The organism is Paenibacillus sp. R14(2021), assembly GCF_019431355.1.
In the GTDB taxonomy this organism is placed as follows: domain Bacteria; phylum Bacillota; class Bacilli; order Paenibacillales; family Paenibacillaceae; genus Paenibacillus_Z.
In genome coordinates this window covers 3,195,001-3,208,062 of the sequence record NZ_CP080269.1, presented here as the reverse complement: position 1 = coordinate 3,208,062, position 13,062 = coordinate 3,195,001, and the positions used below count along the sequence as shown (strand labels likewise).

Annotated in this window: 11 protein-coding genes and 1 pseudogene; 9 read left to right on the top strand and 3 right to left on the bottom strand. The window is 53.5% G+C overall.

The window, feature by feature from the left end; genetic code table 11:
• Nucleotides 1-140 precede the first annotated feature (140 nt).
• Complete coding sequence (locus KXU80_RS14945; protein ID WP_219834064.1) at nt 141-485, bottom strand: winged helix-turn-helix transcriptional regulator; 345 nt, start codon at nt 483-485, stop codon at nt 141-143.
• 124 nt (nt 486-609) lie between these two features.
• Here KXU80_RS14945 and KXU80_RS14940 point away from each other — a divergent pair, with 124 nt between their 5' ends.
• The 4 genes from KXU80_RS14940 to KXU80_RS14925 all read left to right on the top strand — a co-directional run bounded on the left by KXU80_RS14940 (nt 610) and on the right by KXU80_RS14925 (nt 3,183).
• Complete coding sequence (locus KXU80_RS14940) at nt 610-963, top strand: DoxX family protein (protein ID WP_219834063.1); 354 nt, start codon at nt 610-612, stop codon at nt 961-963.
• Between the two features lie 202 nt (nt 964-1,165).
• Nucleotides 1,166-2,065 carry a phytanoyl-CoA dioxygenase family protein gene (locus KXU80_RS14935; RefSeq protein WP_219834062.1) on the top strand — a complete coding sequence of 300 codons (900 nt, stop codon included), beginning with the start codon at nt 1,166-1,168 and terminating at the stop codon, nt 2,063-2,065.
• On the top strand, nt 2,058-2,300 hold the full coding sequence (locus KXU80_RS14930; protein ID WP_219834061.1) for a hypothetical protein: 243 nt from the start codon (nt 2,058-2,060) through the stop codon (nt 2,298-2,300). Before KXU80_RS14935 ends, KXU80_RS14930 begins: the two co-directional genes overlap by 8 nt.
• Nucleotides 2,301-2,319: 19 nt before the next feature.
• On the top strand, nt 2,320-3,183 hold the full coding sequence (locus KXU80_RS14925) for a helix-turn-helix domain-containing protein (RefSeq protein WP_219834060.1): 864 nt from the start codon (nt 2,320-2,322) through the stop codon (nt 3,181-3,183).
• On the opposite strand, the gene KXU80_RS14920 is transcribed toward KXU80_RS14925, so the two are convergent.
• Both KXU80_RS14920 and KXU80_RS14915 read right to left on the bottom strand, forming a co-directional pair.
• A complete protein-coding gene (locus tag KXU80_RS14920) occupies nt 3,180-4,157 on the bottom strand; it encodes a DUF2167 domain-containing protein (RefSeq protein WP_219834059.1) in 978 nt (325 codons plus the stop codon). The genes KXU80_RS14925 and KXU80_RS14920 overlap by 4 nt on opposite strands.
• Nucleotides 4,158-4,601: 444 nt before the next feature.
• Nucleotides 4,602-5,531, bottom strand: a complete 930-nt coding sequence (locus KXU80_RS14915; protein WP_219834058.1) for an ArsR/SmtB family transcription factor — start codon at nt 5,529-5,531, stop codon at nt 4,602-4,604.
• A 168-nt stretch (nt 5,532-5,699) separates the two neighbouring features.
• On the opposite strand from KXU80_RS14915, the gene KXU80_RS14910 reads away from it, so the two are divergent.
• The 5 genes and pseudogenes from KXU80_RS14910 (at nt 5,700) to KXU80_RS14895 (ending at nt 12,777) form a co-directional block, all read left to right on the top strand.
• Entirely contained in the window at nt 5,700-8,450 is a 2,751-nt protein-coding gene (locus KXU80_RS14910; protein ID WP_219834057.1) for a glycoside hydrolase family 2 protein, read from the top strand.
• A 196-nt stretch (nt 8,451-8,646) separates the two neighbouring features.
• Nucleotides 8,647-8,814: pseudogene (locus tag KXU80_RS28470) on the top strand (YiaA/YiaB family inner membrane protein); the annotation flags it as partial.
• 132 nt (nt 8,815-8,946) lie between these two features.
• A complete protein-coding gene (locus tag KXU80_RS28080) occupies nt 8,947-9,138 on the top strand; it encodes a YiaA/YiaB family inner membrane protein (RefSeq protein WP_258171462.1) in 192 nt (63 codons plus the stop codon).
• A 215-nt stretch (nt 9,139-9,353) separates the two neighbouring features.
• A complete protein-coding gene (locus KXU80_RS14900) occupies nt 9,354-10,979 on the top strand; it encodes a response regulator (protein WP_219834056.1) in 1,626 nt (541 codons plus the stop codon).
• Nucleotides 10,972-12,777 (top strand): cache domain-containing sensor histidine kinase, encoded by a 1,806-nt coding sequence (locus tag KXU80_RS14895; protein WP_219834055.1) that lies wholly within the window; start codon nt 10,972-10,974, stop codon nt 12,775-12,777. The genes KXU80_RS14900 and KXU80_RS14895 overlap by 8 nt, the downstream gene beginning before the upstream one ends.
• The last annotated feature ends 285 nt before the right edge of the window (nt 12,778-13,062 follow it).

Genomic DNA, 13,062 nt, shown 5'->3' with positions numbered 1-13,062 from the left:
GCTGCTCATGATTATATAAGGGGAGGAAGAAATGAGCATCTAACTTTGGACCTATATCGTTACCATAATTATGAACAATTGCCTAAGGAGGCGAAGGTAAAAGGTCGAATGTTCTCCTAGAACGAACAAAGAGCAGCGGCTTATTTAGCCGCTGCTTCTCCTGCACCATATTTTTCCTCTAAATGTAGGATGTGCTTATGGCCCCAATCGTTCATCATTTCGACAATGGGGAAGATGGTCTGACCGTATTCGGTAATGGAGTATTCTACCTTGGGCGGGATCTGCATATAGATTTCACGATGGACGATGTCGTGGTATTCCAGCTCTCGTAGCTGCGCGGTGAGCATTTTCTTGGTGATGTCTGGGATGGCCTTCTGCAGCTCGCTGAACCGAAGCGTACCTCCGGTGCCTAGATGGTAAAGAATGATAGGCTTCCATTTTCCGATAAGGATATCAAGTGCCGCTTCTGCTTTACATTCGACCATATCCAGTCCTCCTCTATGGTATCTAAAATGATACTAAGATACATTAATGTGCCTACTTCCGAAGATGGCTTCTAGAGCGTATTATACGCCTAAAGACATACAATACACAAGGGAGCTGGTCAAAATGAATATCGCGTTGTGGATCGGTCAAGCATTGTTGGCATTAATGTTTTTGAATGCAGGGGTTATGAAGACGATTCAGTATGAGAAGTCGAAAGCTAAAATGCCATGGATGAAGGAATATTCCAAAGGGCTGGTTCATTTCATCGGCATTGCCGAGCTGCTTGCTGCTGTGGGATTCATTCTGCCGGCTGCACTTGGCGTGCTGCCATGGCTGACTGGCGCCGCGGGCGTAGGCATCGCTATCATTATGGTGCTCGCGATCGGCGTTCACGGCAGAAAGGGAGAATACGGCGCCGTCGTGATGAATATCGTCCTGCTAGCGATCAGCGTATTTATTGCAATTGGCCGTTTCTAAGCGGAGGGAGGTTCCTTCCTCCTCCTAGGTATAGTTTAACGACAAGACGCCGGTGTTCATCCCTCAGGGGTGAGCTGGCGTTTTTTGCGTCCTTGCATGCCGCGGCATGCTAACACCGATAGGAAAAGGGTGGTAAACTAGTGAGAGCGCGCTGCGTCCGAATAAAGTGGAAATCGTACAATGAACCGACGGAACTGCGCCATTGAGCGAACGGCTGTTATCATGGAGAATAAAAGCATGCATCATATTCGGCAAGCCCCGCAATTCCGCTTCCGAAGTCGTGTTCATGCAATCGGAAGCGCCGCGGGCTGCTGTACGCGAAGGGGAGATCGGCATGCTGACGCAAGAGCAGTTGAAGCAGTACGATGAGCAAGGGTATATCATTATGGAGCACCTATTTTCCGAGGCGGAGATGGATGGCATTCGCTGTCATATCGACGCGCTGGACGAAGCGTCTTCGCGCCGCTTGGAGCAAGGACGGGACTTCATCAGCCAGGCTAACCAGATTAATTTTACGAGCCATTTGAATTATCAGCATCCTGATCTGCAGCGTTTTATCGCGGACGATCGGTTTGTGGCGATTACGACGGCGATTCTGGGACCGAATACGCGGCTTTATTGGGATCAGTCCGTGTACAAACGCCCTGAGGCTAGCCGAGATTTCCCTTGGCATCAAGACAACGGCTATGTACCGACCGAGCCCGTGCATTACGTAACCTGCTGGCTGGCGCTGGAAGATGCCACGATCGCGAACGGATGCATTTGGGTTCAGCCGGAGAGCCATAAGCAAGGATTCGTCGAGCATGTGTATTCGGAAATCGGTTATGTGTGCTATCAGGGCGAGGACCCCGGCATCCCGGTCGAGTTGAAGAAAGGCAGCATGGTGGTCTTTCATTCCTTACTCTTTCACCGCAGTACGCCGAATCGGAGCCAGACGACACGCAAGGGCTATGTCATTCAATATTCCGTAACAGGCGCCTTCAACCCGGATACCGGCAAGGAATTTTTGAGCGGCCCGTTGATTGCCAAGAACGGCCAAAGCGCGTACAACGGCTTCGTAACGCAAGCGCAAGTCGAACAGGGCGAGCACTTCCATGCCTAGCGTGGTCCGTTGCTGCGCGAACAATGTGCGGCAGTTTCAATACGGCGTTACGCTGCAGGCGCTGGCTGACCGCGGCGAAGACGTGAAGCTGGAGCGCTGCGTAAGCTTCTGCATTGGCTGCCGGCGAGAGCCGCAGGCGATGATCGACGGGAGGCTGCAAGGTTCGGATAATCTGGCGGCGTTTAAGGTAATTCTGCTCGGCGAGGGACAGGAAAGAAACGACGCAGCGGGCTGAAAGCGAGAGGAGTATCAACATGATTGGACTGGCAGTTGAGGACGGGTGGCGGATAAGGCCGTCGGTGGTGGGCCATGCGTATTACGATACCTTGGATATCCAAGATATCGTCTATCCGCACTGGGTGGTGAGTTACATTACCGAGGGAGAGGTTGAGACCCATGTAGGCAGCGTGGCTAGTGCCGCACATGCGGGACAAGTGATGCTGCATGCCCCTCATCTGCCTTTCTCGGAGTATGCTAGCCGTGGGGGCAATCATCGCTGGTTCGCCGTGGAGGCTGTCCATGCGCACGAGGTGGATCTGTTCCGCAAATACCCCGTTAGCGAAGTGACGACGATTGCAGACCCCGGCAGGTATATGCAAACGTTCGATCAGATGCTGGCCGCTTGGGAACGCCAAGACGGACCGTTTCGTGAAATGGAAATATCGAGTCTATGTCAGCTGCTGCTCGCCCAGCTGCTTCAGAGCTGGGACAACGGCGGCAGAGAGCCAAGGAAGCTACCGAGCGAGAAGAACGACGATCGCTTCCAATTACTCATCACCTATATGAGCTCTAATCTGAATGAGAAAATCTCACGCGAACAGCTGGCCGGCCTCGTGCATATGAATCCGAATTACTTGGATCGCGTCTTCGCCGAGAAGTTCCGGCTGACGCCGATGCAGCTGCTGCGGGAGCTGCGTTTGCGAAGAGCAAGCCGCCTGCTGGAGGGTACGGAGCTGCCGCTATCGCAAATCGCGGCCCAATGCGGTTTGGGCGATGCGGCTTACCTTAGCCGCCAGTTCGCCAAGCGCTATGGGCTGACGCCAGGTGCTTACAGGGAACGGGCTAAGCGAAAGAATCAGCATTACTATGGCGTGTCCGTGCTTACGAAAACGAACTAACTCACATGCTCCGTTGTTGTTTCCTCTTGAGCTGCTTGGGCTGCAGCTTCTTTCTTCTTGGCAGCTTTGCCGCGTAAGAACCTCCACAGCGCGCCGCCTCCGGCAATCACGATAATCCAGAATTTTTTGGCGAAGAGCAGAATGGCCGCGAGCAGGCCGACCTTCTTGGCAACGAGCAGGCCGCCGCCTCCGAGAATCAATGCGGTCAGGCCGTATTTGGAGGTTTTGTCTGTCGAGGCGTCATAGTCCTCGTATCGTTTGCCGCTCTTCAGCGCGAAGGCAGGAAGGACCGACTTCTCCATCGTCACGCGGTCGGCATCCAGATGCGCCGGGTCCGATACCAGAATGGCCGATACGACGCCTTCGCGCGTTAGAATCCGGACGTTGTGGTTAATCAGCTTATTGCCTCCTGCATCATGCGCGAGAAGCGACCAAGACAGGCTGTGAAGCTGTTCGTCATAATGGGGCGGCACGCTCCAGCTGTCCACATAGAGCTTATTGGCGTCCTCCAAATCTTTATTGGCTTCTTCCGTTCCTATCTTGTAGCTGTCAAGGAGAGCATCCGCATCGATAGCATCTTTCTCGTCGTCTGCCACGTGGCCCGATTCCTCATATTCGATATAAACAACCCATTGCTGCGCTTCATCCACAGGGAAGACGCTGCCGATCTCGTTCTCGTTCGGCTTGCCGCCGATGATCGTCTCGTAGGTCATGGTGTCCGCTTTGTTCAAGAAGACGAGCTCCTTCGGCAGCGTCAGCTCCGCGAGACCGTCACCCAGCTCAAGCTTCTGTCCTGCGCCTTGGACCCAATTTAGTTTGGCTGCATTGGCAGCATTGGCAGCATTGGCAGCGGGTGCTGCTTCTTCTGCGGAAGCGGATTCCGGCAGTGCAAGCTGAAGCAGCAGCAGCGGCAGAATAAAGGCTGTTCCGGCTGCACCCTTCAGCCAAGTCGGCCAATTGCGTTTGTCGTTCATTTGTTCATGTCCTCCCCGGTTCTCTTGTTCTCTCTAGGATATAACTGGATTTCATTCCAACAATATCCGTTCTATTATCGGACCATCTTCCAGGAACTTTAATATTTTTTTGTAAATAAAGGAGTCAGCCGAAGGGGAACAATGAGTTATGCACAAAGTTATCCCCGTCATGCACATGCACCAAAACCATGAATCATTTGTAAATGAATAACTAATAAACATATCCACAGGACGAGTTATCCACATAGGGATACCGATCCAGGCCGAATAGCGGAGGCGTCGTAGTCCTTTCGTCCGAGGAGGAGCCGCTCCTTTAGAGAGAGCTTGTATCCTGCCATTGCTTCTTCCCTGTTACCCTGCCTCTGCAAACGACAAAAAAGCGTCCCGGCTTCAAACTGCTTGAAGCGGAACGCTATTCTCATATTCACATCTAACTCCGAGCGTCTATTCCGAATATCGGATAAACGAAAGAATCAGGTCCTGGCGATGGTCGCCGAAATCCGCGCCGAACAGATTAAGGCCGCGGCAATTCTCCGAATCCTCGCTTACCTCGAGCCGAATACGGATCGGCTTATTGTACTGCAAATTCAACGCGTCCAGCGCCGCCGCCGCGCTTGGAACACCATTCACGAGACTGCCTTCCTTCGTGATGCGCCACTGCGTCAATTGTCCGTATTCCGTACCGCTGCGCCATTTGTCGGGCGTTAATTTGCCCTTGCGGTCGCCAAGATCGCCTGGGCTTGTCCAAGTGCCGACGGGCACATCATTAATGAAGAGCGAAATATCGGACGGCCATTCCATTTGAAAGGAAGGTGCCTCGGCGCACAGCTCCGCGCTGAAGCAGAGCTCGTCGATCGTAACCCCCGGCGGCATGGGGTTGGCAAAATAATATTCCACGTAGCCGGCTCCGGAGAACCACAGCAGCGATGCATCGGCACGCTCCGGCATATAGAAGGAACGCGGATCGTCCAGCGATCCCACGTGGATGCAGTCCCGGTTGACGAGTCCGCAGGTTGGCTGCACCGAGCAGTGCGCGAACATCCCGATCGGCATATGCAGCTCTTCCGTGCGGTGCAGGCCTTCGCCGAGCTTCACGGGCAGGTCAAGATGGATGGACCGGCAGGTGACGGAACAGATTTTCTCGCGGTTTGCGCCCAGCGTCGAAGAGACCAGCTCCACCGCTTCTAAGATTTGCACATTGATTGAAATCGTCGGCTGCGCTACCCCGATCGCTTCCGCCAGCTGACTGACGCTCATCGGCTTCTCGCCAAGCGCCTCCAGTATGCGGACGCGCACGTCACCGGACAACGCTTTCGCAACGTCGACAATGCGTGCGGAGGGATAGCGTAACGTATCTTGTATAGATTCGCTCATGGGTTTGAATCCGCCCTTCATTGGTCGGTTAATATGCTTCTAGTGTACAAGAAAAATAGTATATTGTAAAAGTATAATACATATTGATAATTATATATACCGATGCTAGAATAGGTTAAAATCCATACCTTCATTCCATTAACCCATTTGAAAGGTTGTGCTCATTAGATGACAGCTCCAGCTTTGCAAACAGCGGCAGTAGAAGTACCGCGTCCCGAATATCCGCGCCCGGATTGGCAGCGCCGGGACTGGGTGAGTTTAAACGGAATCTGGTCGTTCCAGCTTCAGGAAGAACAAAATGAAAGCGGTTCTACGCAGCCGTTGGGCGAGTTCGACAGCGAGATTACCGTTCCGTTCTCTTGGGCAAGCCCGCTGTCCGGCATCGGACGCAATGAGCGCGGCATCGGCTGGTATAAGCGCGAAGTGGCTTGGACGCCGGCGGTTAGCGGCTCCGTGCTGTTCCTGCATTTCGGCGCGGTGGATTACCGCTGCGACGTGTGGATCAACGGTACGCATGTCGGCTCGCATTCGGGCGGTTACGGCGAATTCGAGTTTGACGTGACAGGCGTTTGGCGGACGGATACGGCGAATCTGATCGTTGTGCGTGCGGAGGATTTCGATTTGAAATCGCAAACGCGCGGTAAGCAGGGCTATGGCGAGATTCGCGGCATTTGGCAGCCGGTGTGGCTGGAGTCGCGTCCGCAATCCTATGTTCAGCAGGCGAAGTTCAGCACGAAGCTGGACGGTACCGTCCATGTTCAGGCGACGGTCGTTTCGAGCCAGCCTGGTGAAGCGGCCCTTCAATTCAGCTTTGCGGATGGTGCCGTGCAGCATGCCGAGAACGTGACGCTCGCTCTGGGCACGAACAGTATCAGCATTTCCTTCCAAGTAGCGGATCCGCAGCTGTGGAGCCCAGAATCGCCGCATTTGTACGAAGGGGAGATTACGCTCGCAAGTAGCGACGGCACAGATTCGATTGCAACGTACTTCGGCATTCGCGAAGTCGGTACGGCATTGTTCGGCGACCGCAAGTACCGCTGGATTACGCTGAACGGCAAGCCGGTGTATTTGAACGGTGCGCTGGATCAGTCCTTTCACGAGGAGGGTTTCTTCACTTATCCGACGGATGAGGAAATGCGCAACGAGATTTATTTGCTGAAACGGCTTGGTCTTAACTTTGTCCGCATTCACATTAAACCGGAGGAGCCGCGCAAGCTGTACTGGGCGGATAAGCTCGGCATGCTGGTGATGGAGGATATGCCATGCTTCTGGGGCAACCCGGACGAGACGGCCCGTGCAGGCTACGAACGCGAAGCGAAAGAAATCATCGACCGCGATTACAATCACCCGTCGGTATTCAACTGGATCATGTTCAACGAAACATGGGGCTTGTGGACGGATGCCGAGACGATAAGCTTGACGAGCCAAGGCGCTGACTCGAAGCAGGCGTATTTGCCGGAAACCCAGGAATGGGTCAGATCGATGTACCACTGGGCGAAGAACTATGATCCTACGCGCATTATCGAGGATAACTCGACGTGCAACTGGGACCACGTAGAATCGGACATCAACTCCTGGCATTTCTATATCAATGGCTACGAGAATCTGCGCGAGCATGTCTCGATGGTGGTGGACAATACTTATCCGGGCTCATCCTTCAACTATACCGGCGGCAACGTGCAGTCCGACGCACCGCTGATGAACAGTGAATGCGGTAACGTCTGGGGCTTTAAGGTTGGCGCGGGGGACAGCGACCTCGCATGGCATTACCGCTACATGATGAATGAATTCCGCCGTCACGACCAAATGTGCGGCTTCGTCTTTACAGAGCTGCGCGACGTGACGAACGAGTTCAACGGCTATTACCGCTTGGACGGCCGTGAGAAGTTCTTCGGCTATGAGGGCTTCGTGCCTGGCATGTCGCTTGCAGACCTGCATGCGCCGGATTTTATTGTCATCGACGCGCCGCCTTGCCAAACCGTGAAAGCGGGAGAGCGGGTATCGGTGCCTCTGCTCCGTTCGAGCTATTCGGACCGATACCACGGACAGAAGCTGCAGCTGCATTGGGAGCTGTGGCACGACAACCTCGGGGTGCGCGTAACCGGCGATCGTGGAACGGTCAAGCTGGACTGGAACGGCTACGGCGTAGCTCCGATTGACGCGCCGCTCGAATTCGACCTGCCGAAGCAGGATGCGGTGGCGGTGCTTGCGCTGACGCTGCGCGATGTGGCAGGCACGGTCGTGACGCGGAACTTCACGACCTTCGACGTTCGCGGCGGAAGTGAAGTGCCTGTCTATGATGCAGAAGGCCTCTTCATTGCCGTTCCCGTTACGGGCTTCGAAGAGCAAACCTTCGCCTACCAATGGAATGCCATTCAAGAAGGCAAGGCGAACGGCGGCAAAGAAGGTCGTTTCGTCTACGAGGTTACGCTTCCTGATGCAAGCGAGCATGGGCTGGTGCAGTATGTCGATATCGCTTTTGAAGCAAGCGCGAAGCGTCTGCTTGCGCGTAACGTTGAGGGCGTGAAAGAAGAAGCGCATACGATTTCGTTCATGCACGGCGCCGAGGCGAACGTGGAGTACAACTCCAATACGTACTATATGACGGACAGCGAACGTCATGAGTCGATTGTCCACGTTCTCGTCGACGGCGAGAAAGTCGCATCGTTCTACCTGCCGGATAATCCAGCGGATAGCCAAGGCGTACTCTCGTACCACTATCAGAAGACGCAGGATCAGCTCGATGAAGCAGGCTCCTACGGCTATCTCTGCAAGGTAGCCCTGCCGGCTGCCATCACGGCGAAGCTTGACCGCAGCCGCAGCTTCAAGCTGGCGCTCGAAGCAGGCGAAGGCGGCTTGGCGCTGTACGGCCGCAATGCAGGACGTTATCCGATCGATGTACTCGTGAACGTAAGATAGATTCCGCATAGCAGGTGGAAGTAAACAAACAGGGCAGCCGCCGGCTGCTCTGTTTGTTTTGGCTGTCTATGCCTGTGCAGCCTGAAGCGAGATGGTACCGGTACTAGAAGAAGTTGGTACTTATGGAGATGCGCGAGCCGGATTACAATGAAGCCATAACAAATAACCGCAGGCGGTTATCGGGAGGAACAACGAAATGGACTTGGAAAATATGACTTCGGCACGGAATAAAATGCGCTTCTATCGTCGCCGTAACACCCCGACGTATACCTTTATGGCATGGGCGGCTTTCGTGCTGGCAAGCGGCTTCGAATTCGTAGGGATCTACAATCTGGATGAGCCCTTGTCCGTTCAAGGCTACTACGCGGTAACGGGCGTGCTGCTGATCATAACCTCGTTCCTGCTTCAGAAAGTGGCGCGCGACAACGATGAGGATAACTTCCTGAAGGAGCACAATCCAAGCTACCGCCGGAGAAATACGACCGCGTTCTCGTTCATGTCTTGGGCCGGCTTCGTGCTTGCGATAATGGCACAATATATCGGTCTCTACAATCTGCAAGAGCCGCTTTATGTTAAGGGCTACTACGCGATCGGCGGTGCGTTCCTAATCGTCGCATGTCTTGTGCTGCAGAAGACGATTCGGGACAACGAAGAGGACAAACTGAGTCTTGAAGATACGGAGGAGTAGGAGCGCAGAAATTTGGCGTGATGGATCAGTAAGAAATTAGAAGGAATTATAGGGCTTCTTCCATTAGGGGGGAGCTCTTTGCATCCCGGTAATTAGTTCGTTCTTTATAGAAGAAAGAAGATTAAATCCCCCTTGAAAAGATAAGATCAACGTCTTGTTTCCGCTCGAATCTCGTTATATGCTTTGGTGACAAGATGGAGAGAGGCGGGGGCGCTATGCTGGTTCTGATCGTCGACGATGAGTGGGAGATTCGCGAGGGGCTGCGCCGGAATTTTCCGTGGACGGATTACGGAATCTTGGAAGCGATTACAGCCGATGACGGCGATAGCGCGCTGGAATTGGCTGTGCAGCGGAAGCCGGACCTAATCCTGACGGATATCCGCATGAAGCGAATGTCGGGTCTAGAGCTAATCGAGCGCTGCGGTGCGGTGCGCGCCGAAGGCTGGAAGTCCATCGTGATTAGCGGCTATGACGACTTCGAAATGGTGCGCAGCGCGATGAAGCTTGGTGCAATGGATTATTTGCTGAAGCCGATCAACACGTTGGACCTTGGCGATATTTTAATACGAATGATCGACCAGCTTCAGAAAGAAAAGCGCGACCGGGATAACGAAATCCTACTTCACTCGCATGTACAGAACGCGCTTCCGAAGATGCGCGAAGAAGTACTGCGCGAGCTGGTTGAATTCAAATATAACGCCTATCGGGAAACAAGAATCGCGCATCGGCTCAGGACGCTGGAATTGGATTGGCTCATGAGCGATCGATTGGCGCTGCTTCTTATTGAAGCTGATGATCTGAAGGCGGTCGAGAGCCGTAACGAACGGAATCTGATCTTGTTCAGTATTGGCAATGTCGTCCGTCAGACGCTGGAAGAAGACTGCATGCACCATTCCGTGCTTTATGCCGACGGCAAGAACCGCTGGGTGCTGCTGCTGGAATGCCCGGATGCTGCCAGGCTGGAGTCTTACAAGGAGCTTGGACAGCTGTGCATTCGCCGCATCCACCAATTCGTGAAGATTCATGTGAGCGCAGCGCGCTGTTCTTCCATCGGCCATGCGAGCGATCTGCACGCGCTTTATACGGAAACGGAGGAAATTTTAGAGCAGAAAGCCGTGTACGGCGGCAACCGGCTGTTGACGGGACTCGGCTGGGAGAGCGAGGAAGAGCAGGATAAGCTCTCTATTCGGCAGCCGGCGGAGGTGCTGGACCTGATCCGATACGGAACGGATGACGAGATTCGGACGGCGATGAAGCTTTTCGTGGAGATGGTCCAGTGCTGGTCCTTTACGCAGATCAAGGACATTCAGCAGCGCATCTTCGAATGGCTGCTCGACCTCTTCAAGAAAGCGCGGCATCACGGATGGTCGGACATGAGCTGGGAACGAAATCCGATGGCCGTCTGGGAGCATCTGGAGCAATTCGATACGTTGGAATCGCTGAAGGATCAAGTGGAACAATTTCTATTGGCTATTGCAGATGGCTTCCGTAAGCAAACCATGTCCCCGTGCCATATTATCCAAGAAGCAGAGAAGTTCATTCACAGGCACTATGCCGAGAGCTTGACGCTGCCGAGCGTGGCCGAGGAGGTTCACGTAACGCCGGTTTGGCTGAGCAAGCTGTTCAAGAAAGAAACGGGCAAAACATTTCTTGAATACTTAACCGACATTCGAATGGAGCGGGCGAAGGGGATGCTCGAAGAGGTGCAGTACAAGATTTACGAAGTATCCTCGGAGGTGGGCTACAAGGATCCCGTTCATTTTACGAAGCTGTTCAAGAAACAGACGGGCTACACGCCGAAAGAATACCGCAGGCTGCAAGGGATTGCAGGCCATGAATAGCCCCGTTTCGCTCCGCCTTGCGTCGTCGTTTCGAAACCGGATGATACTGATCTTCTTCATGATCATTATCGTCCCCTTTTTATTGTTTGCTTATTACGCGCATATTAAGGCCATCGAAGGGATCTCCAATGCGAACATGACGGCATCTATTAATTACTTGCGCCAATCGCGGGGCAACTTCGAGAGCTATTTGGAGGCATTGAACGATCAGGTCAACGGTTTGATCGGCAATAAGCAGCTTCAGCGCCTGCTTGGCGAGCCGCCGCCGGCTAACGCCGCATCGGAGGATGCGTTCACGCTGAATATGGTTAGCTTGATTTACCAGAAGACATCAACAATCGATGCCTTTCGGATCCATGTGTATCCAATCGATCCGTCCAAATACACGGATTACATGAGCACGATCGGCGAGCCGGACCACGTGCAGGACGAGCCGTGGTTTCAAAAATCAATCGGGACTGTCAGTCCGACCTGGCGGTTATCGATGCCGGAGAAAGGCAAGTTTCAACGGCCGCTGCTTACCTATATCAAGCGTTTCTCTGGTTTGTATGATCAGGCTCCGAGAGGCATCATCGCCACCGACTTGTCCGAGGACCAGCTGAAACGGTTCTTTTCTTCCGGTAGGGGAATGAGTAAACAGAAGGTGCTGCTGCTGGACGAGAAGGGGACGGTCGTCTACGACTCACAAACGAACGAGTGGACGGGCCGTCCGTTTCCTTCAGAGCCGTTTACTCGTCACGTCTCGGACGGCTCCCAGGGTTCTGGTTCGCAGACCGTTACGATCAATGGCAGCAAGTATCTAGCGACGTATGTCCGCATGGATAGCTATCCATGGGCAATCGCAAGCCTGACGCCGCTGAATGAACTGACGGGAGCCATTGCGGAGATTAACCGGCTGCTTGTTATTTTTCTAGTCATTTATTTGATCTGCTGTATTGGCGTGGTCCTCTATATTACGGCGTATTTTACCCAGCCCATTGCCCGGCTTGTCCGTTATATGAGAAGGCTGGAGGCGGGCAACTTGCAGCAGCTCATTCCGACTTCAACTCGTCAGGACGAGGTTGGCTGGCTGTACCGCGGCTATGGCAGCCTGATCCGCCGGATCGAAGGGCTAATAGAGGAGGGCGCGCGGGCGGAGCGGCAGAAGAAAGAGCTGGAGTTTCAGGTGTTGAGTCATCAGATCAATCCTCATTTTCTATATAATACACTGGAGTCCATTCGTTGGAAGGCGGAGAATCATGGCCGCAGCGAGATTAGCGAAATGGTTTCCGCACTTGGCAATCTGCTTCGGCTTAGCTTGAACCAAGGTAAAGAGGTTACGACACTCGGGCGCGAAATCGAGCAGGTAAAGGCCTACGTACAAATCGAGCAGGCGCGCATGCGGCAGGCGATCCGCATCTTGTATTCGGTCGACAATGAACTAAAGGACATACCGTTTCTTCGCCTGCTGCTGCAGCCGCTCGTCGAGAATGCCATTCAGCACAGTATACGGGACAACTTCGAGCAGGGTAAAATCCTGCTGTCCGCCCGCCAAGAAGGCAATGAACTCGTGGTCGATCTCGTTGACAATGGCAGCGGTATTCCTGTGGAGGTGCTTGAGAAACTGGAACAGGGAGCCAACCCGCACGGGAAATCAGCGGAAGGAGCCAAGGGCGTTGGTCTGCGCAATGTCAATGATCGTCTGAAGCTCTACTTCGGCGACAACTGCAAGCTGAGCATCGAGACCTCCCCGGGGCAGGGCACACGTATAACGCTTCGACATCCCATCTTAGGAGAGGATGCTCTGGGCAAGTCTTAATATGACTGAGGAGCATGGGCTGCGCAATCGAAAGTATGACCAAAAGTTGCTGTGCTATTCGCGTACGTTGATTGGGCTTCTCTCAATCAGTCTTGTTATAGAAGAGAAGGAGAAGCCCCGCTATTCCGTAGAGTCAATAACGTGAGAGATTCCACTTGTAGGGAAGGGGCTCGCTTATCTGCACCTGCATTTATAGCTAGAAAGCATGAGCAGAAAATGGATTTGAATATTTTTAAAAAACAGTTGCATCTTTCGAGAGGTATATGGTATATTCTAATTCCGGCC